Source organism: Paenibacillus sp. J31R98, assembly GCF_056269245.1.
Genome location: NZ_JBWDNO010000005.1, coordinates 313,868 through 333,855, shown reverse-complemented (window position 1 = coordinate 333,855; position 19,988 = coordinate 313,868). Strand labels below are relative to the sequence as shown.

At 53.4% G+C, this 19,988-nt stretch carries 17 protein-coding genes; 14 read left to right on the top strand and 3 right to left on the bottom strand.

Annotated features, from left to right (window positions below):
• Positions 1-108 precede the first annotated feature (108 nt).
• From AC0YNX_RS20255 to AC0YNX_RS20215, 9 genes are all read left to right on the top strand, one after another.
• Positions 109-792 (top strand): response regulator transcription factor, encoded by a 684-nt coding sequence (locus AC0YNX_RS20255; protein ID WP_475817510.1) that lies wholly within the window; start codon positions 109-111, stop codon positions 790-792.
• A complete protein-coding gene (locus AC0YNX_RS20250) occupies positions 776-2,086 on the top strand; it encodes a sensor histidine kinase (protein WP_475817509.1) in 1,311 nt (436 codons plus the stop codon). The genes AC0YNX_RS20255 and AC0YNX_RS20250 overlap by 17 nt, the downstream gene beginning before the upstream one ends.
• A 150-nt stretch (positions 2,087-2,236) precedes the next feature.
• A complete protein-coding gene (locus AC0YNX_RS20245) occupies positions 2,237-2,719 on the top strand; it encodes a hypothetical protein (RefSeq protein ID WP_475817508.1) in 483 nt (160 codons plus the stop codon).
• Position 2,720: 1 nt separating this feature from the next.
• Entirely contained in the window at positions 2,721-3,404 is a 684-nt protein-coding gene (locus AC0YNX_RS20240; protein ID WP_475817507.1) for a PspA/IM30 family protein, read from the top strand.
• 268 nt (positions 3,405-3,672) lie between these two features.
• Entirely contained in the window at positions 3,673-6,102 is a 2,430-nt protein-coding gene (gene helD, locus AC0YNX_RS20235; RefSeq protein ID WP_475817506.1) for an RNA polymerase recycling motor HelD, read from the top strand.
• A gap of 190 nt (positions 6,103-6,292) precedes the next feature.
• Positions 6,293-7,423, top strand: a complete 1,131-nt coding sequence (locus AC0YNX_RS20230; protein WP_475817505.1) for an ROK family protein — start codon at positions 6,293-6,295, stop codon at positions 7,421-7,423.
• Positions 7,424-7,440: 17 nt separating this feature from the next.
• Positions 7,441-8,172: a 6-phosphogluconolactonase gene (locus AC0YNX_RS20225; RefSeq protein WP_475817504.1), complete on the top strand. Its 732-nt coding sequence runs from the start codon at positions 7,441-7,443 to the stop codon at positions 8,170-8,172.
• Complete coding sequence (locus AC0YNX_RS20220; protein WP_475817503.1) at positions 8,169-9,074, top strand: ROK family protein; 906 nt, start codon at positions 8,169-8,171, stop codon at positions 9,072-9,074. Before AC0YNX_RS20225 ends, AC0YNX_RS20220 begins: the two co-directional genes overlap by 4 nt.
• Before the next feature lie 17 nt (positions 9,075-9,091).
• Positions 9,092-10,480, top strand: coding sequence for a family 4 glycosyl hydrolase (locus AC0YNX_RS20215; RefSeq protein ID WP_475817502.1), 1,389 nt, complete (start codon positions 9,092-9,094; stop codon positions 10,478-10,480).
• An 877-nt stretch (positions 10,481-11,357) separates the two neighbouring features.
• Here the strand turns inward: AC0YNX_RS20215 and AC0YNX_RS20210 are convergent.
• Both AC0YNX_RS20210 and AC0YNX_RS20205 read right to left on the bottom strand, forming a co-directional pair.
• Positions 11,358-12,275: a sigma-70 family RNA polymerase sigma factor gene (locus AC0YNX_RS20210; RefSeq protein ID WP_475817639.1), complete on the bottom strand. Its 918-nt coding sequence runs from the start codon at positions 12,273-12,275 to the stop codon at positions 11,358-11,360.
• A 113-nt stretch (positions 12,276-12,388) separates the two neighbouring features.
• Entirely contained in the window at positions 12,389-12,838 is a 450-nt protein-coding gene (locus tag AC0YNX_RS20205) for a carboxymuconolactone decarboxylase family protein (RefSeq protein ID WP_475817501.1), read from the bottom strand.
• Between the two features lie 195 nt (positions 12,839-13,033).
• Here AC0YNX_RS20205 and AC0YNX_RS20200 point away from each other — a divergent pair, with 195 nt between their 5' ends.
• The 5 genes from AC0YNX_RS20200 to AC0YNX_RS20180 all read left to right on the top strand — a co-directional run bounded on the left by AC0YNX_RS20200 (position 13,034) and on the right by AC0YNX_RS20180 (position 18,595).
• Complete coding sequence (locus AC0YNX_RS20200) at positions 13,034-13,411, top strand: hypothetical protein (protein WP_475817500.1); 378 nt, start codon at positions 13,034-13,036, stop codon at positions 13,409-13,411.
• A 3-nt stretch (positions 13,412-13,414) separates the two neighbouring features.
• On the top strand, positions 13,415-15,196 hold the full coding sequence (locus tag AC0YNX_RS20195; RefSeq protein ID WP_475817499.1) for an ABC transporter ATP-binding protein: 1,782 nt from the start codon (positions 13,415-13,417) through the stop codon (positions 15,194-15,196).
• The gene (locus AC0YNX_RS20190) at positions 15,162-17,069 is read left to right on the top strand and encodes an ABC transporter ATP-binding protein (protein WP_475817498.1); all 1,908 of its coding nucleotides are present in this window, start codon (positions 15,162-15,164) and stop codon (positions 17,067-17,069) included. Before AC0YNX_RS20195 ends, AC0YNX_RS20190 begins: the two co-directional genes overlap by 35 nt.
• A 71-nt stretch (positions 17,070-17,140) precedes the next feature.
• Positions 17,141-17,554: an Rrf2 family transcriptional regulator gene (locus AC0YNX_RS20185; protein ID WP_475817637.1), complete on the top strand. Its 414-nt coding sequence runs from the start codon at positions 17,141-17,143 to the stop codon at positions 17,552-17,554.
• A gap of 177 nt (positions 17,555-17,731) precedes the next feature.
• Positions 17,732-18,595 (top strand): SDR family oxidoreductase, encoded by an 864-nt coding sequence (locus AC0YNX_RS20180; RefSeq protein WP_475817497.1) that lies wholly within the window; start codon positions 17,732-17,734, stop codon positions 18,593-18,595.
• Between the two features lie 77 nt (positions 18,596-18,672).
• On the opposite strand, the gene AC0YNX_RS20175 is transcribed toward AC0YNX_RS20180, so the two are convergent.
• On the bottom strand, positions 18,673-19,866 hold the full coding sequence (locus AC0YNX_RS20175) for an FAD-dependent oxidoreductase (RefSeq protein ID WP_475817496.1): 1,194 nt from the start codon (positions 19,864-19,866) through the stop codon (positions 18,673-18,675).
• Positions 19,867-19,988: the final 122 nt, after the last annotated feature.

Below are 19,988 nucleotides of genomic sequence, written 5' to 3'. Positions count from 1 at the left end.
ACCCCTATTCGCCAATCCAGCGAGTAGGGTTATTTTTTTACCGTACTTTTACCGTTTGTTTGGTATACTAACCTATTATTTCGAATGAACGCGGCGGTGAACGTGAAGATGAACATTTTGCTGGCGGAAGATGATAAGAAGCTCGGCAAGCTTGTGAAATACATGCTGGAGAAGAAGGGCGGCTATCACGTCGATTGGGTGGAGAACGGCGAGGATGCGCTCGATTATGCAAGGGGATCGTCTTATGATGTGCTCATTCTGGATTGGATGATGCCGCTCATGGATGGGGTTGACGTCTGCAAGCGGCTGCGGGGCGACAATTATGGACAAGCCATCGTCCTCTTGACGGCCAAGGATTCGCTGCAGGACAAAATCTTCGGCCTTGATGCAGGAGCCGACGACTATCTGACGAAGCCTTTCGAGATGGATGAGCTGCTCGCTCGTCTTCGGGTGCTGGCACGGCGTAATTTTGCCCCGAGGCAGTCGGATATTGTGACGTTTGGGCGGAGGTACAAGCTCAATCGCTCCTCCCATCAATTATCGCGAGACGGAGTCGAGATTCAGCTTAGCCCAAGGGAGTATCAGCTGCTTGATTTCTTCCTACAGAATACCGGCAATGTGCTGACGAGAGAGGCGATTCTCAATCGGATCTGGGGGCTTGGCAGCGATGTCTCCTACAAGAATGTCGATGTTACCGTGAAGATGCTCCGGGACAAGCTGGACGATTCCGAGGGGGAACCGGTCATACATAGCATCAGGGGGGTAGGCTATCGGTTTGAAATGGACGCTTAAACGAGGGAAGAAGCGCGACTTATTCCAATACACGCAGAGGAAGCTGACGATCACCTATACATGGCTCATCATTCTGTTTCTGGCGTTATTCTCGATCATCGTTGCGGTCTTCTTCCTCTTCATGGCCTACCGGGAGCAGAGCAATTCGCTCCGAACGACCATGAATGCGACTGATGACGGCCGCGTAGTGGTGCCGGATTTGGAGAATAGCCGTGGCGATGAGCTATACTTCTTCTATGTGCTGGACAATCAAGGGCAGGTGCTTGCGCAAAGTGATGCTTTTCCGCAGCTGAGCGGCTTCAACCTGGAGAAGTATAAGCACTGGCAGCCGGATGAAGATGAATATCGGTTGCGCTGGATGCCTGAGATCCATAAGCGGGACGGCGCGGTTACGCTTATTTCACCGGATCGGCTGCTCTTCGTAGGCGCGCATCCGATTATGACGACGAATGGACCGGCCACGATCTATGTCGCCAAGGATGTCACCTACTACTGGGATATTCTCCGCACCCTGCTCATTGTCTTCCTATGTATTCTTATTATTTTCATTATTGCAGCCGTAAAGCTCAGCTCCTCCATGTCCAAAAAAGCGATGATTCCAATACAGCAAACGTTCAGGCAGCAGCAGCAATTTCTGGCGGATGCTTCTCATGAGCTGAGGACGCCGCTTAGCATTATGAACACGTCTCTCGATGTTATCGAGCTGGAGAACGAGGATACTATAACGCCATATTCGAAGGAAGTTGTGTCGGATATGAAGGAAGAGATCGGCCGAATGAGCCGCATGGTGCAGCATCTGCTGATGCTTGCCCGGTCCGATGTAGGATCTGACGAGTTCGAGATGGGCATGTTCGACATTGTGCCGAAGCTCCGTCAGTGGGTGCTTGCCTTTGAAGGTGTTGCTCAGAAGAAGGCAATTACGCTGCGGACGATGCTGCCGGAGACGCTGACCGTGAAGGGCGATCCGGAGCGGCTGAAGCAGCTGGTTTATATTCTGCTCGATAATGCAATCAAGTACACGCCCGAGGCGGGCAAGGTGGACGTTGGGCTTGACCCTAATCCGAGGCAGTGGCGAATCATTGTCCGGGACAGCGGCATCGGCATTGCCGAAGCGGATCAGCCGCGCATCTTCGACCGGTTCTACCGGGTGGAGAAGCACCGTTCACGTGAGGAAGGCAGCGCGGGGCTTGGGCTCGCAATTGCGAAGCAGATCGCCATCGCCCACCTTGCCTCGGTTGTGCTTGAAAGCGCGCCTGGCAAAGGAAGTACATTTTCGATTGAGTTTCCTGTATAGCATTTCTGTGAAGCACTGTTGGCGAGAATCCCTTTCTCTTGGAAGATTAAGAGGAAGGGATTTTTTATTGCCTTTACCGTACTTTTACCATTGCTCGATATAGTGGGTAATGTAGAGACAAGAACACTGTTATGAAAGGATGATTAAAGCGTGAGACGCATTAGACCTTGGGTGAAAAAAGCGCTGCTAGTATCCGTCATCATCGTAGCTGTCGGAGCGGGATTAAGTCTGGTGGCTGGGCACGGGCGTGATGTAACGAAAGTTGTGAGAGTAAGTCAGGAGTTTCATGGCAGACCTGCAGGCGACATGAAGATTTCAATAAAAGACGGAGTAGACGCAGCGTTGCCAGCGCCTCCTGAGCCAGCGCTCCGTGGTGAAGACGGTCCTGTGAGGGTGCAGCTCGGCGAGGGCGGCATGCGCATGGGATTGCCACATCGTGAGCATGGTTTCGGCAAGGGAATCGCTACGATAGGCGTACTGATTCTGATCGCCGGATTGCTCATCCTGCTGCTGCGCCGCGGCAAGCGGCCTGGAAGCGTGGAGGGGGCAAATGTGCTTGCTGGCATTCCTAGCGCATCGGACTTCCTAGATCAATGGGAAATTCAGCAAAATCAATCAAAGGAGTCGAAGTAATATGGGTATCTTCAAACGTGTCAAAGATGTGTTTCTAGCCGAGACGAACGGGCTAATCGATAAATGCGAGAAGCCGCTCAATATGGTGAATCAATATATGCGAGAATTTAATGTTGAGCTGGAGAAAGGTCAGCGTGCGCTAGCGCATCAGCTCTTTATTGAGAAGCGGCAGGCGGTGCTGATCGCAGATGCCGAAGCAGCGGTAGAGAAACGTGACCGCCAAGCGAGGCTTGCGGTTGCGCAGGGTGAGGATCAGATCGCGAAGCTTGCGCTGCAGGAGAAGCTGCTGCAGGAGAAGAAGCTGGCCGTCTATCGCGATCAGTACAGGACGATTCAGGAGCAAACGACGGTGCTGGAGGAGCGCATCGCCCAGCTTCAGGTGCAATCGGAAGAATACAATCATCGCCGGCTGCTGCTTGAGTCCCGGGTAAATGTAGCAAGCTCCCTGAAGGAGCTGAACCAGAGCGTCGTATCGTTTCAGACGGACGGCATCGTCAGAGGCTTCGCTCGCGCGGAGGAGAGAGTGCTGAGAATTGAAGCGGAGCTAGAGGCAATGCAGCACTTCACAGCGCCGGCGAAGCGCTCCGCGCCGCAGTATCTCGATCCAACGCTGACGGCAGAGATCGAAACATCACTGGCAGAATTGAAGCATAATCAGAATCCTCAGCAGGCAGCAGAACAGTAGCATGGAGCCCGTGTATACGGCATAAGCATAAACCAATGCATGTGATAACAATAAGAAAAACCGGCAGAATCTGCCGGTTTTGTTATGTTTATAAAGGATTTACAAATCAAGCTCTCGTATGGTATGCTAGGAAAACCTGTCATGCAGTTTGTTTATTAAGACAGAGTAAGAACATCTTATCTATACTCTAATAATACCATGATAGTCCGCCCGCTGTCAACAGGTATTGCGGAGGGCTGTCATCACTTACGAAGGAGCGTGTCCGAGAATGATAAGCGAGAACGATTGGAAGCAGGAGCAGGCAAGGTTAAAGCAGGTAACTGAGACGCTGCAGACGAAGATCGCGGAGCTTGCGCCAGAGGTGTCGGGGCTGCGCAATCAGGTGACGGACTTTGCCAAAAAGTTCTGGGAAGACGTAACGGTCAACACCAGCACCTTTGATGATTTCGAAGAGACCTTGTATAGCATCAGGCAGCAAGAAGCGCTGCTGAATGAGCGGGAACGGAGCCACAAGCAGCGGCTGCGGCGATGGAACAATATGCAGCGCATGCTGCCGTCACCTTACTTCGGGCGTATTGACTACGAAGAGAAGGGGCTCGGCCTCAGCGAGCAAATCTATATTGGCGTATCCTCACTTGTCGATGAGGATGGGCTAGGGTTCCTTGTCTACGACTGGCGCACGCCTATCGCGAGCATGTATTACGATCATTCCCCGGGCCCGGCTGCTTATGCGACGCCTGGCGGACAGATCGATGGAACGATGCTGCTGAAGCGGCAGTATCAAATTAAGGCCGGCGAGCTGCGCAGCGTCTTCGACACGAGCGTTACAATCGGTGATGAGCTGCTGCAGCAGGCGCTCGGCAAAGGCGCGGATGCGCAGATGAAGAGCATCGTCGCGACGATCCAGAAGGAGCAGAATGCGATTATCCGCGACGATAAGAACCAGATGCTTATTGTGCAGGGGGCAGCTGGAAGCGGGAAGACGTCTGCAGCTTTGCAGAGGGCGGCTTACTTGCTCTATAAACACCGCGACCGACTGCGGGCGGACCAGATCGTCTTGTTCTCGCCGAATCCGATGTTTAACAGCTACGTGTCGACGGTTCTCCCTGAGCTAGGTGAGGAGAATATGCAGCAAACGACGTTCCAGGAGTATCTGGCGTACTGGCTTGGTAATCAGATGAAGCTGGAGGATCCGTTTGATCAGATTGAATATGTGTTGACCGCGGCTGGAGACAGCGATTCAGCTTATGAAGCGAGACTACAGGGCATTCAGTATAAAGCGTCGGAGAAGTTCCTTGGCGCTTTGCAGCAGTATGCGGCATGGATCTGCAAGGAGGGCATGCAGTTCAGCGGCATCCGGTTCAGAGATCGCGAAGTGATCACTGCGGATCAGATGGCCGCGCAGTTCTACAGCTACGACAGCTCCATCCGGCTGGCGAATCGCGCTTTGCTGCTGCGGGAGTGGCTGCTTCAGCAGCTGGCAACCATTGAGCGCAAGGAGCGCGCGGCGGAATGGGTGAAGGATGAGCTCGATTACCTCGATATCGAGCAATATGAAGAAGCTCATAAAGCGGTGCTGAAGAAGTACGAGCGCGATGAGGCCGTGTTTGATTTTACGCAGTCGTATATCGATCAGTATGGAGATTTCCAGGGGACCGAGCAGGGTGAAGGGAATGTGTTTGACTTCGCCGATCAGGAAGAGGACCTTCTCCGCCGGATGATTGTGAAGGAGAGCTTCGCGCCGCTGCGTCGTGATGTAGCTCGGTATAAGTTCATTGATTTTATTCAATTGTATGCGCAGTTGTTCAGTAGGGAAGCTCAGTATCTGGAGATGACAGGCGAGGCCGAGCTGCCGGAGAAATGGGCGGAAATCTGCGCGCAGACGAGAGAAAAGCTAAGCGCCTCCGAGTTGTTCTATGAAGATGCGACGCCGTACCTGTATCTCAAGGAGCTGGTGGAAGGCGTACGGATGAATACGGACGTTCGGCATGTCTTCGTCGATGAAGGCCAGGACTATTCGCCGTTCCAGTATGCCTTCTTGAAGCGGCTCTTCCCGCGCGCGCGTATGACAGTGCTGGGCGACTTCGGCCAGGCAATCTTCGTGCAGTCGACGATTCTGCATGAGGCTAGTTCGCCGCTTGCACGTATTTATGGGCCAGACGAGACGAGGCTGATTCGTCTTGTCCGCAGCTACCGCTCCACAAAGGAGATCGTGGAGTTCACGAAGGCGATGCTGCCGGACGGCAAGGACATTGTGCCGTTCGAGCGATATGGCGGCAAGCCGCAGCTCGTGCGGCTCGCTAGCCGCGAGGAGCGGGCGGCGCGTATCGCCGGCGACCTGGCGGAGCTGCGAGCAGAGGGCTTTGACTCTATCGCCGTCATCACGAAGACGGCAGCAGAGGCTCGCGTTGCGAATGATGCGCTAGACGGCGCCGGGTGCGAAGGCTTGCGGCTCATTACCAAGGAGACGCTCACCTTCGAGAAAGGCGTAGCGATCATCCCGGCGTATCTCGCGAAGGGCGTCGAGTTCGACGCGGTGCTGGTCTATGACGCTTCCGCTCAGACTTACAGCAGGGAGAGCGAGCGCAAGCTCTTCTATACCGTCTGTACGCGTGCGATGCATCGGCTTCGGTTGTATACGGTAGGAGATGCAGCGCCGTATATGCAGCAGCTGGATCGGGCGCTATATGAGGGATGAAACGCGTCGCGCCGTCAAAGCACGGAGACAGCCGTTTCACCTTGTAACAATCACAGTAACAATAACATTGACAGCATGAGCTGCCTTTGGATATGATTAGAATGAACGGGCCATAAAGTGCCCGATTCATTTTAAATAATTATTAAACTTTATTAAATAATAAACTTAAATAAAGAAAGGAGGTTCGTAGATGAAGTCATTTCTACCCAATAACATCAAGGATGAGAACCGCAAAATCATCTTCGATATCCTACTCCAGCACCCGGAGCTAGCCAAGGTTGAAATTACGGAGAAAACCTCGATGAGCTTCGTTACGGTCAGCAAGATCGTCAGCTTCTTCGAACAGATCGGCCTGCTAACAGCAACAGGCGAGAGCCGTGAAGGGTCCGGCGGACTTGGCAGGAAACGTACCGTGTATCGCTTCAACGCCAACAGCTACGTCACCATCGGTATTCAAACGATCGGTAAGAGGACGACGGCGCTGCTCGTTAATTTATACGGACAGATCATTGATATACAGGCAATCGACACGCCGATACCGTTCTATAGCGAGCAGTTTGAGAGCGTGTTCGTTGATATCGTGTCACGGATGCGGGGCAAAGCAGAGGCAATGGGCAGTGTCATTCTCGGCATAGGAATCGGCGTCGATGGCGCTATCAATATCCGCAGGCGCACGATTCGGATTATGACGCATGACAATCTCGAAGAGGATTATGAGTATGAGCCTCTTCTAGCGAGATTGAAGGAGCGTGTACAGCTGCCGATTCTGTTGGAGAATGACGTCAATGCCTCGATTATCGCGGAGTTTCGCGGGCTGGAAAGCACGGAAGAAGCGCCGACCGACCTCATTCTCATCTCGGCCGGCGATGGTGTCGGTGCGGGTATCATCCTTGGCAAAGAGCTGCACCGCGGGTTCAACGCAAGCGCGGGCGAGCTTGAATATATGTGCTTCGACCCGGAGTATCGGAAGAAGAAGTCCTCGGTCGGCTGGCTCGAGAGCAAGCTGGGGCTTGAGACGCTGCTTCGCACCTATGACTTGACGAAGGAACAGGAGCGTGAAGCTTGCGCTGATTATGTCTCCCGACATCTCGCTCTTGTCATCGCCAATATGATCAGCATCCTGGACATTGATCGGATCATTATCAGCGGCAAGACGGTGGCGCTGTTCCCGGAGCTTGTGCAAAGCAGCACCGCGGCGTACCTGCAACAGTACACCGAATGGACGCCGACGATTACGGTGAGCGAAGCCGCGCATCAGGCGGCGGTCGGCGCAGCGAGCCTCATTTTGCAGCAGGAAATGATACGGGTGTTATCAGCTTAGAAGGGAGTGCGAGGCGCATGATTCGGATTTTTGACAGTGAAGAAGAGGTGGCGCGCGAAATCGCGAATGAGATGCAGCAGCGATTGCAAGGCGAGCAGCCGGTATTCTGCCTGGCTTCCGGCAGTACGCCGCAGAAGAGCTACGCGCTGTTCGCGCGCGATATCGATCGCGGCGGCAGAGTGAAGGACCTTCGCATCGTCAGTCTCGACGAGTGGGTCGGGATTGAGCGCAGCTCAGAGGGCAGCTGCTATCAGATGCTGAACCAAGACTTGTTCTCGCTGATCCCGCTTGAGAGTGATCAGATTGAATTCTTCGATGGTACAGCGGCGGATCTGGCGCAGGAGTGCTCGCGAATTGACCGGTACATCGAACAGCATCCGATTACGTTCAGCTTGATGGGCGTGGGCATGAACGGACATATCGGGCTTAATGAGCCAGGGAGTTCTGTGCTCGATTATAGCAGTGTCGTTGATCTGTCGGCGACAACGAAGGAAGTGGCTCAGAAGTATTTTCATGAGCGCACGGTTCTCTCGGAGGGGATTACGCTTGGTCTTGGGCAAGTGATTCGCAGCGCGCGGGTCATCACGGTGATTACCGGCGAGCGCAAAGCCGAGATCGTACGGGAGATCTTCTGCAATCCGGATGCGAAGCTGCCGGCTCAAGCGCTGCTCGGCTTCGATCATATCGATTTCTTCTTGGATTCGCAGGCAGCGAAGTATCTAGACATCAGTGGGGAGCAAGCAGGATGAGCGAGTACGTCATCGGGGTAGACATTGGAGGTACGAACATTCGGGTCGGGCTGGTAAATGAGCAGCTGGAGGTTGTGGGCAAAGAAACGGTCCTGACCGGCAGCTTCGGCAGCGTGGAAGAGCTGTTTGCAGGCGTTCGGCGTCTGGTTGATACCGTCGACAGCGAACACAGAGCAAGCAAGATCGGCATGGCGGTTCCCGTGCCTTGGCGAGAAGGGACCGAGTTCATTGTCGATGCGGGCAATGTTCCTTGCTTGGAGGGCGTGCCGGTGGATGCAGTAAGGTCGTATTTTCCGGAGCATGAGCTGTATTTGGACAACGATGTGAACGTGATTGCTCTACTGGAGGGCGAGCGGGGAGCTTCGCAGGGCAGTGTCATCTCCATGTATATCACAGTGAGCACGGGCATTGGCAGCGGCATTGTTGTGCGGGGCGAGGTTCTTCACGGCGCCAACGGCTATGCCGGCGAGATTGGCAGCATGATTGTCTCGGATCGGGACAACGGGCATGACTCTCTGTACGCAGGCACGCTGGAATCGCTTTGCAGCGGAACCGCCTTGGAGGTCGAGAGCAAGAAGCTGTACGGCAGCGATGCAACGGCGAAGCTTCTGTTCGATAAGTACGTGAGCAAGGACAAGCAAGCAGAGGAAGTTATCGCGCAATGGGTGGAGTATTTTAGTAGAGGGATTGCCTCTCTGATGCAGACGCTTGACCCGGGCATGTTCGTTATCGGCGGCTCGGTTATCGAGCACAATCCGTGGTTGATTGAGCTGGTCGTGGAGAGTACGAAGGGCAAGGTTTTTGACCATTTGCGCGACCGGATTCGTATTGCGGCGCCTGTATTTGGTTCTGACGCTGGCGTCATCGGCGCTGCATATACGGCATGGAAACGATCAAGATAAAAGGAGCTGGATGATCTATGAAAAAGCAAATGAAAGTTGCACTTATCGGAGCGGGCAGCGTCTCGTTCGCGCTCGGCGCACTCAATGATATCGTATTGTCGGAACGTCTCAAGTCGCAAGTAGACCTCGATATTGCCCTGATGGATATTAGCGCGGACAACGTGGCTCGCACTTATAAATATGCAAGAGAAATGTTCGATTCCTTCGAGCATCCAGCGAAAATTTGGCATACGACGAATTTGGAAGAAGCGCTCACGAATGCGGATTTTGCGATTGTGGCGATTGAAGTGAACCGTTACCACTACTGGTCGCAAGACTTCCACATTCCGCGTCGCTACGGCAGCAAGCAGCTTTATGGCGAGAACGGTGGACCGGGCTCCATGTTCCACACGCTTCGCAACCTGGGACCGATGCTGGATATCGCTCGCATGATGGAGAAGGTTTGTCCGAACGCTTGGTTCCTGAACTACACGAATCCAGAGGCGAAGTTGGTTGAAGCGATCTCGAAGCTGACAACGATTAAGATTGTGGGCCTTTGCCACGGTCTCGACATGGGTGTTGACCAAATCAGCCAGTTCCTCGAAATGAAGAAAGATGAGATTGGCTTCGAAGCAGGCGGCTTGAACCACTTTGGCTTCTTCACGAAGATTTGGGAGAAGGCGACAGGCAAAGACCTGTACCCACTGTTCGATGAGAAAGAGCGCAAAGCGAACCGTCTCGCAGAATGGGATCATATCGGATTGTCTCGCACGATGTACCAAATTTACGGCATGTATCCGTACCCAGGCACGAACCACTGCGGCGAGTATGTATCGTATGCGTCCGACTTCTACGCAGGATTGACGCTGCAATACCGTTACGATCCGATCCGCGAGCAGCTGTGGAAGGAAGGCTCCAGAACGCCTGAGTTCGTATACTGTGCGGGCGGTCATAGCCTCGATAAAGGTCTGTTCGACAACGTAACGACGCAAGAGGCTTGGGCAGAGGAAGCGTACAAGTTCAGCAAGGACAAGGTATGTCCGAGCCAGGAGTATGCGATTCCAATCATCGAGGCGATCTTCTTCGACGACGAGATCGAGATCAACTCCGCGAACCTGCCAAACAAAGGCGCGATCAAAGGCCTTCCAGACGATATGGTCGTGGAAACGCAAGCGATCGTTAATGGCCAAGGCATCGAGTTGAAGCCGATGAGCATCGAGCTGCCGACAGCAGTTATCGGCACGATCCACATTCAAGGGATGATTCACAAGCTGCTGATTGAAGCCTACTTGGAAGGCTCGAAGAAGAAGCTGCTGCAAGCGATTCTGCTCGATCCCCAAGCGCCAACGTACTACCAAGCGTGCGCAATGATCGACGAAATGTGCGAGGTGCAGAAGGAGATTCTGCCGGAGCTGGCTTGGAAATAAAGTTTTGTTGGGTATGAAAAAGGAAGGCGCCCCGGTTGCACGCTGCAACCCGGTGGAGCCTTTTTTGTTAGGTGGCGGGGAGCGGAGAGGGGCGCTCGTGTGGGCGTGGTTGTAGGTGTGGTCGGACAGGCGGGCCAGGTATCCTGCAAAGAAGCTCATCAGACCAGCTGCATTGGCTCATTTCGTTGGATTTGTGTCAAAGAGGTCCACCAAACCAGCTACATTCGCCCAATGCGCCGGATTTCCGTCAAAGAAGTCCACCAGACCAGCTACATTAGCTCAATTCGCCGGAATTCCAGCAAATAGGTCCACCAAACCAGCTACATTCGCTCAATGCACCAGATTTGTATCAAAGAGGTCCACCAAACCAGCTACATTAGCTCAACTCGAGTGGAGTTCCTCGCGTGTAGATACTAGGAGTACTCACAATTGTTAGATCTGCTGATTTACAGCTCATGTAGATACCTAGAGTACTCACATTGGCTAGATATGCTGGTTTGCTGCTCGTGTAGATACCTAGAGTACACTCTTTAGCTTAAAATGCTGGTTTTTCGCATATGTGTATCCCTGGAGTACACACATTGGTTTGTTTGGCTGGATTTCCGCAAATGTGTAACCCTGGAGTACACACATTGGTTCGTTTAGTTGGTTTTCCACTGATGTGTGACCCTAGAGCACACTCCTTAGCTCAATGTGCTGATTATCCGGCAATCTAGATTTCTAGAGGGGTACCCAGTACCCTACATTGGCGCAAAACGAGCGAAAATCGCACAAGCAGGGTAGCAGCTACCCTTCATCAGCGGAATTAGCTAGAAAAAAACGCAAAGAGGGGTACCAGGTACCCCTCACAACAGAAGCAGAGATCAACCTCGATAAACTAAGTAATTCGCCGAAGCTTCTCTGGATTGCTCACCAGATAGATCGCCCGAATGGCCCCACCATCCGCATCGGGCTCGAAAATAAACGCGAACGGAGGTCGGTCCTCGCGTAGCAGAAGCAAGCCTCGCTGCCCGCTGATCGTGACCTCGCGGAATTCCCCTTCGAGCGAGCCTTTGCCAGCGATGCCTGCAAAAAAGGCGATAATGCGATGTCGGCCCTCGATAGGATTGATTGCCGCGCGGACAATGCCTCCGCCGTCACTGAGCATGACGGCGTCCTCCGTGAGCAGATGAATGAAGCTGTCGAGCTTGCCGGTGTTGATCGCTTGCGTGAACGATTGGACGAACCGCTTGATGGAGGCGTCGAGCGCGGTAGCTGTGTCGCCTTCTGCCGCCGGTCGATGGCCGAGCTTGGCGGCAGCTCGGCTATAGATTTTGCGGCAGGCGGCCTCGGTCTTATCCAGCATGGCGGCGATGTCGGCGTAATCGTAGCCGAATGATTCCCGCAGCACGAACACCGCGCGTTCCGGCGGCGTGCAGGTCTGCAGCAGCACGAGCAAGGCGTAGCCGAGCTGCTCGTTGCGAACGAGCCGATCCAGCGGCGCTTCTCCAGCATCCAGCTCAATGACTGGCTCTGGCAGCCATAGTCCTGGATAGCTCTCCCGCTTGCGTGGCGCGGCCTTCATCATGTTCAGCGCACGATTCGTGACTAGCTTCACGAGATACGCCTTCGGATGCTGCACCACGGTACCGCTATCCTGCTTGCTGACAGCGACAAACACATCCTGCACCGCATCCTCGGCCTCGCTCATCGAACCGAGCATCCGGTATGCGACGGATGCAAGCAAAGGCTTGTATTCGCGATAAAGCTGTTCGATCTGAGCAGGCTGAGCCAGAGGCGTAGCATCGTTCATCATCACGGCGGATCCGTCCTTTCGCAGGCTTCTGACCTATTTGACTATCATTCTATCCATCAGCATCTAATAAAGCCACCCTAGTGCAGGGTGGCTTTATTAGATGCTGATGGACATTATACTTCGTAGCAGCCTGGGAACATACCAGTCGTAATCGCCATGCGATTCCAGCAGTTGATTGCGTTGATTGCCATGACTAGCGCTACAACTTCGCTCTCGCTGTAGAGTTCCCGAACTTCGTCGAACAGCTCTTGCGGCACACCTTGAGCGGAAATAACGGTAACTGCCTCAGTCAGCGCAAGCGCCGCACGCTCACGTTCAGTGAAGAACGGCGTTTCCCGCCATACGGAGATCAAGGCGAGGCGCTGCTCGGATTCGCCCATTTTGCGAGTGTCCGTCACGTGCATGTCGAGGCAGAAGGAGCAGCCGTTAATTTGGGAAGCTCTAATCTTAATAAGCTCATACAGGAGAGGGTCAAGGCCCATCTTCTTCGACGCTTCCTCAAGGGTCAGCATCGCTTGAAAGCCAGCGCGGTTTGCATTCATATGGTTCATTCTTAGTTTCATTCTAATATACCTCCATTGGTTGAGTTGAATAAAATAGCCCTTCTTTCGAACTTCGATATCTAAGACAATTAAGCGGCCTGATTTGTGACAGTTACTACAAAATTTATTTGAATTGACACTGCGCATACAATTGTATACAGTAGTTGTAGAAGAGGGTGTATACAAATGTATGCACACAAGAAAGGACGTGAACCTATGAGACAAGGACAAGGACACGGACATGGTCATGGAGGACACGGTCATGGGCATGGCAAGCATCACCACCATCATCACGGCGCACAAACCTTCCGCAGAGGACGGGCGCTTGAATTTCTGCTGCGGCTCAAAGTGAAACGCGCAACCTTGCTGCGGCAGCTCGATGCTGCAGAGTTTCAGGACATCAGATCAACTGTGCTCGGCGAGCTGAAAGCGGTCGAAGCCATCATTGACGAATACACCCAGCATTTCGACATTCATGAGCTGGAGTCGGATGCAGCCGGAGCCGCAGCTTCGGACCCAGAACCACCATCAGGCGCAGACTCAGACCCAGCCGAAGCCCCAGAGACAGACGAGAACAAAGAAGGGGACAGCTAACGCATGTGGGAGTTAAGAGCTTATATTAAGCCGTATTGGAAGTTCGTTCTGCTCGGCCCTGCTTTTATGCTCTTGGAAGTCTTTTTCGATCTGCTTCAGCCTCGGCTGGCAGCCCATATTGTCAATTTCGGCGTCGTCGAACGCGATTTCTCCGTCATTCAGAAGACAGGAATATTCATGGCTGTAGTGGCGTTGCTGTCGCTTATCACGGGCGTAGCCTGCAACCTGTTCGCAAGCCGGGCTTCGCAGAACTTCGGCGCTGATATCCGCGAAGCGCTGTTCAAGAAGGTGCAGACGTTCTCCTTCGACAATGTGGATCAGTTGAAGTCCGGTTCGCTGATTACGCGGATGACCAGCGATGTCGTGCAGGTGCAGAACTTGGTTCAGATGGCGCTGCAGGGTCTTGTAAGGGCACCGGGCTTGCTGATTGGCAGTGTTGTAATGGCACTGCTTATGAATGTGCAGCTCGGTCTTATTTTGCTAGGAACGCTGATTGCGCTCAGTCTCGTCCTTATCCTCCTTATTCGATTCTCATCCAAGCTGTTCTCAGCTGTTCAGACGCGGCTCGATGCTGTAAATACGCGCATTCAGGAAAATGTCGCAGGCATCCGGGTTATCAAAGCCTTCGTCAGATCCCGTTACGAAACCGGGCGCTTCGAGGCGGTTAATCGCGACTACACGCAAGTCTCCATTCAAGCAGCTCGCTTCATCGCACTGAACGCTCCGATCGTTACTTTCATCATGAATGCCTGTCTCGTAGCGATTCTGCTATATGGCGGCAATAATCTGGTTACGCAAGGGTCCATTCAGGTGGGGGAGCTTGTCGCTTTTATCAACTATGTCATTCAGGTGCTCTCTTCCTTACTGATGGTCAGCGGGCTGCTTATGAACGTTTCGCAGGCGAATGTATCGGCGAAGCGCATCCAAGAGGTGTTGGCGACGAAGCCGAACATTGAGGGTGCGAAGCATCATCAAGAGGATAACACCATGCTGCCTGTTCAAAATGTGAAGCTGAGAGGAGTTGCTTTCTCCTATAGCGGATCGACTTCTTCGAACGAACTTGTCCTGCGCGACATTGATCTGGAAGCAAGGCGCGGCGAGACCATCGCTATTATTGGCGCTACAGGTTCAGGCAAATCAACGCTTGTTCAGCTGATTCCGCGTCTGTACGATGTCACATCCGGCTCCATTCAGATCGATGGCGAGGATATTAGGAAGCTGCCGCTTACCAAGCTTCGGCGCAGTATCGGGATGATGCTGCAGGAGTCGTTCCTGTTCACGGGTACGATTAGAGACAACATTGCTTTCGGCAAGCCAGACGCGTCGCAAACGGATATTGAATCGGCAGCGCGGATTGCGCAAGCGCATGAGTTCATCGTCAATCTGCCAGATGGCTATGAGACGAAGCTGGGTCAGAAAGGCGTTAATTTGTCCGGTGGCCAGAAACAGCGGATCTCCATTGCCCGCGCATTGCTCATTAAACCGCCAATCATCATCATGGATGACAGCGCGAGTGCGCTTGACCTGGGTACCGAGCGGAAGCTTCGCGGGGCACTAATGAATATTACCCGAGACACGGTTACGTTCATTATCGCGCAGCGCATTACGTCAGTTGCTCAGGCGCATCGAATTATTGTGCTCGACGATGGCATGATCGCAGGCAGCGGCACCCACGAGGAGCTGCTCGCATCTTGCGAAGTGTATCAAGATATCTATCGGTCCCAATTCGGTAAGGAGGAGGTAGCGGCATATGTCGAACAGCACCAATCCATCCCGTCCGGCTAACGCGAACCAAGCGCAAGCACCGGCTTCGGCGGCAAATTTCGATCAGATGGGCTTTCGTCAAGGCTTTGGGCTGCAGCTCGGCGGTCCTCAGAAGGTGCGGTCGAAGGATACGGCAGGCACGCTGCGGCGGATCGGCGGGTATTTGGCGCGGCAACGCGGAGCGTTATTCATCGTTGTGCTGACGACGGTCATTACCTCTGGACTTTCTCTGCTCGGACCCTATATGATCGGCAAAATGGTCGATAACTACGTTGTTCCACGCGACTATGACGGATTTCTACGAATGGGCATGCTTTTGTTAGGCGTCTATTTGCTTGGGGCGGCGTTTACGTGGTTTCAACAGTATTCCGCATCGAGTCTATCGCAAAATACGGTTCGCGACATGCGCGGAGATATAATGGCGCACTATCAGCGGCTGCCAGTTCCGTTCTTCGATCAGAAGACGCATGGCGAGCTAATGAGCCGAGCGACCAACGATATCGCCAACGTCTCCAATACGCTGAATCAAACAGTCGTTCAGCTGATTTCAGGTGTTCTGATGCTCGTCGGCAGTATCATCATGATGTTCGTGTTAAGCGGCTGGATGACGTTGATTACGATTCTGACCGTACCGTTGATTGCTTATATAACGAAGAAAATAACGAAGTATACGCGGCATTATTTTACGCAGCAGCAGAAGCATCTTGGCGAGGTGAACGGCTTCGTGCAAGAGATGATCTCCGGCCTGAAGGTGGTCAAAGTATTCGGGCGCGAAGAGACCTCAACGGAGCAGTTCCGGGACATTAATGAAAAGCTACGGAAGGTCAGCATCAAGGCGCAGAGCCTCTCTGGCTCAATGGGGCCGATGATGAACACGATGCGCAATTTGACCTTCGTTATCATTGCCGTATGCGGCGGCTTGTTTGCTTATCATGGCATGATTACAATCGGCGTTATCGTCAGCTTTCTGAATTACTCCACGCAATTCAGCCAGCCGATCAACCAGCTCGCGAATCAATATAACTTGTTCCAATCCGCGGTGGCAGGAGCGGAGCGGGTGTTTGAGGTGCTTGATCTGGAGCCTGAGATGCAGGAGGATGGCGAGGGCACACGGAGCGGTGAACGCCCGAGCCAGAGCACGAGTCCGATACGCGGCGAAGTTGTGTTCGATCGCGTCAGCTTCGGCTATAAGCCGGAAGTGCCCGTGCTGAAGCAGCTGTCACTGCATGCTGAGCCTGGCCAGATGATTGCCTTGGTCGGTCCGACAGGCGCGGGCAAAACGACAGTCATCAATCTGCTGACACGCTTCTATGAGATCGGGTCGGGTCGTATCTTGATTGACGGCGAGGATATTCAGCGCTTCAGCAAGCAAGAGTTGCGGGAGCAAATCGGGCTTGTGCTGCAGGACGCATACGTATTCTCCGGGACAATCCGCGACAATATTCGGTATGGACGCCTTGATGCTACCGATCAGGAAGTGGAGGCAGCTGCTAGACACGCGAATGCAGATACGTTCATTCGAAGGCTCTCGCAAGGATACGATACGGAATTGAGCGCAGATGGCGGCAACTTGAGCCAAGGGCAGAAGCAGCTGCTCACAATCGCGCGCGCAGTGCTGGCGAATCCCGCCATTCTTATTCTGGATGAGGCAACGAGCAGCGTCGATACGCGGACAGAGCTTCATATTCAAGAGGCAATGAAGTCGCTGATGAAAGGAAGAACGAGCTTCGTCATTGCCCATAGGCTCAGTACAATCAGGGAAGCGGATCGCATACTGGTTGTGAGCGGCGGGGAAATTATCGAAGCGGGCTCACATGAGGAGCTGATCCGGATGAACGGCTTCTACGCGGGTCTCGTTCACAATCAATGGGCGGCGCAAGAGCAGACCGGATAGTATCATTATTTGTTGTAATATTGACAGTCGGATGAGAAGTAACTACAATGGTTACAACGGTGGTGGTTAAAGTGAAGCAGATTAGTACGCGTTTCTCAATTGCGGTTCATACACTTTCTCTTATCGCCGTTGCGCCAGATAGCACAGGCGACTATATCGCAGGCAGCGTCAACACGAATCCGGTCGTCATTCGGCGGATCATGGGGATGCTCAAGAAAGCCGGTCTGGTTGAGGTTAGGCCGGGTGTAGGCGGTGCGGTCTTGCTGAAAGACCCTTCCGATATCACATTGTTTGATGTGTATCGCGCCGTGGGCGTGACGGAGAATAACCAGCTGTTTCGCATTCATGAGCACTCGAAGATCGAATGCTCCGTTGGACGAAATATTGAGCAGGTGCTTCAAGAGGAGCTTGCGGAGGCGCAGGCGCTCATGGAGCAGAAGCTCGCGCAGACAACGATTGCGCAGCTGCTTGAGAAGTTTAAGTAAAGGTTCTGGTGCAGCAATGGATTAACTCATTCATTCCATTTCTGCAAAGGTGCAATCAGATTCGCCGGCTTGATTCGCGAATTTCGTTGTTGCCTAAGAACCTTTTTTAATACACATGTTGTAACTATAATAGTTATAACAATACTAGATACAACAAACTTAAGGAGGAAGAAAACGATGAAATTGTTAGTGACAGGTGCAACAGGAAAGCTTGGGGCAGAAGTGGTAGCAGAATTGCTGAAGACGGTGCCGGCAAGCCAGATCGCGGTAAGCGTACGTAATCCGGAGAAGGCAGAAGGGCTGCGTGAACAAGGAATCGACGTTCGCCACGGCGACTTCGACCGTCCGGAGACGCTCGATGCGGCATTCCAAGGCATTGACCGCATCTTGATTATTTCGACCGACGGCGACACAGAGACGCGGATTCGCCAGCATGTGAATGCCATTGAAGCCGCTGCCCGGGCGAAAGTCGGATTCATCGCATACACGAGCTTGGCAGGTGCGACTGACAGCAAGATCTTGTTCGCACCGCCGCATCAGGCGGCAGAGCAAGCACTTCGCGAGAGCGGCGTCCCATATGCCTTGCTGCGCAACAACTGGTACTTGGAGAATGAGGTTGGAAGCATTCAAGGGGTTATCGCAGGAGCGCCTTGGATAACGTCCGCAGGCTCCGCCAAGGTTGGCTGGGCGCTGCATCACGAGTATGCGCAAGCAGCAGCGGCAGTGCTCGCAGGCGAAGGGCACGAGAACAAGACATATGAATTGTCCGGCACACTGTTGACACAGGAAGAATTCGCAGCGGCGCTTGGCGCGGCCCTAGGCAAGGAAGTCGCTGTCCAGCAGGTTGATGATGAGACGTATGCAGGCATTATGAAGAACGTAGGCGTGCCAGACTTTGCAATTCCGATTGTAGTCGGCATTCAGCAAGGCATTCGCGCGGGCTCGCTTGAAGTGGAGAGCAATGACTTCGAGAAGCTGCTTGGTCGCCCACTAACGCCAATCCAAGAAGCGCTGAAGCAAGTCGTAAGCAAGCTCTCATAAGCTGAAATAAAGAACAACCTTAGCAAGTGCGGATATAGCTAAATCTCTGTCCGCCGGCTAAGGTTGTTTTCATATCCTTATTGCTGCTCTGCAAGCTGCAGATGAAACTGGTCAAACAGGTTTTTCAGGTTAATCGCGGCATTTTCGGAGAACATAAGCTTCAGATTATCATCGGACATCTTCGCGGAGAAGGACGAGTACGCGTACATTTCGGACTCATATTCCCGGATTGCTTCAGCTAGCTCGCCACAATCTCCACTATTGCCTCTGCGCACGATCGCGAGCGCCAATGTCGCGGCATCCTTCATCGCCAGATTCACACCCTCCCCTGCAAAAGGAGACATCAAATGTGCAGCGTCGCCAATGAGCGTCACGCCTGGCTTGCTTGCCCATTGCAGCCCGACAGGCAGCATATAGATGCGCCTTGGCAGCACAACATCGCCGGCGTAGCGGATGTAATCCTTCAGCTGCTCATCCCAATCATGGAACAGCTCAAGCAGCTGCCGCTTCGCCTCCGCCGGCTGGTCGAACGGTATGCCGCAGGTATCGAGCCAGTCGCGTTCCGCTTGGAAAGAAGCATATACCTTGATACGGCCGTCTCCGTTCAGCTGGCCGAGAATGGCCTTGTAATCGTCGAGAGCGAACATTTTGCCACGGGAGTTGAAGGCAGCGAGCTCGGGATGTTCCACTGTATCGACGCTCAGCTCAATCATCGTGAGCCCGCTATAAGCTGCGGCAGCGTCTTTGAGCAGCGGTCGAATGCGGGAGAAGGCGCCGTCTGCTCCGATGACCAGATCGACAGTGTCGGTAAAGCCGTTCTCGAAGTGCAGCTCATGCCGCCCGTTCGCCAGCGGGGCAGCCTCTACGAGCTTATGTCCATACCGCATCGTCGATGGGTCCAGCGCACCGAGCAGTAGATCGCATAACGTGCCGCGGTCGATCTCCGGGCGGCCGCCCGAGGTCGCTTCCGTATCTGCGACATCATCCATATAGACCTTTCCATGCTTATCAAGCAGCCGGAAGTCTTCGCCCTCATAACGCGCCAGCGCTTGGAACTGCTCAAGCAGGCCAGCTTCCTTCAGCGCCCACTGCCCGGAATCCTCATGAATGTCCAGCGAACCGCCCCGCTGCGCGTTCGCATCCGCCGCTTCGCGCTCATAGATGGTGGACGCGAGCCCATGCTTTTGCAGAATAAGCGCCAGCGTAAGTCCCCCTGGTCCACCTCCAATAATCGCAATACGCGGTTGTTTCTTCGTTGTATTGTTTAACATATGAGTCAGCTCCTTGTGTGTTATATCATGCGTTCTTGTTCTCAATGCGCTTATCTTGCCACGAGGTCATGAACCGAATATGAACAACGATGAACGGAGTGTGAACAATACGAAAAACCCCT

Coding starts and splice junctions, on each gene's coding strand:
- AC0YNX_RS20255 (WP_475817510.1), top strand. CDS start 109: ATGAACATTTTGCTGGCGGAAGATGATAAGAAGCTCGGCAAGCTTGTG.
- AC0YNX_RS20240 (WP_475817507.1), top strand. CDS start 2,721: ATGGGTATCTTCAAACGTGTCAAAGATGTGTTTCTAGCCGAGACGAAC.
- helD (WP_475817506.1), top strand. CDS start 3,673: ATGATAAGCGAGAACGATTGGAAGCAGGAGCAGGCAAGGTTAAAGCAG.
- AC0YNX_RS20230 (WP_475817505.1), top strand. CDS start 6,293: ATGAAGTCATTTCTACCCAATAACATCAAGGATGAGAACCGCAAAATC.
- AC0YNX_RS20225 (WP_475817504.1), top strand. CDS start 7,441: ATGATTCGGATTTTTGACAGTGAAGAAGAGGTGGCGCGCGAAATCGCG.
- AC0YNX_RS20220 (WP_475817503.1), top strand. CDS start 8,169: ATGAGCGAGTACGTCATCGGGGTAGACATTGGAGGTACGAACATTCGG.
- AC0YNX_RS20215 (WP_475817502.1), top strand. CDS start 9,092: ATGAAAAAGCAAATGAAAGTTGCACTTATCGGAGCGGGCAGCGTCTCG.
- AC0YNX_RS20210 (WP_475817639.1), bottom strand. CDS start 12,275: ATGATGAACGATGCTACGCCTCTGGCTCAGCCTGCTCAGATCGAACAG.
- AC0YNX_RS20205 (WP_475817501.1), bottom strand. CDS start 12,838: ATGAAACTAAGAATGAACCATATGAATGCAAACCGCGCTGGCTTTCAA.
- AC0YNX_RS20200 (WP_475817500.1), top strand. CDS start 13,034: ATGAGACAAGGACAAGGACACGGACATGGTCATGGAGGACACGGTCAT.
- AC0YNX_RS20195 (WP_475817499.1), top strand. CDS start 13,415: ATGTGGGAGTTAAGAGCTTATATTAAGCCGTATTGGAAGTTCGTTCTG.
- AC0YNX_RS20190 (WP_475817498.1), top strand. CDS start 15,162: ATGTCGAACAGCACCAATCCATCCCGTCCGGCTAACGCGAACCAAGCG.
- AC0YNX_RS20180 (WP_475817497.1), top strand. CDS start 17,732: ATGAAATTGTTAGTGACAGGTGCAACAGGAAAGCTTGGGGCAGAAGTG.
- AC0YNX_RS20175 (WP_475817496.1), bottom strand. CDS start 19,866: ATGTTAAACAATACAACGAAGAAACAACCGCGTATTGCGATTATTGGA.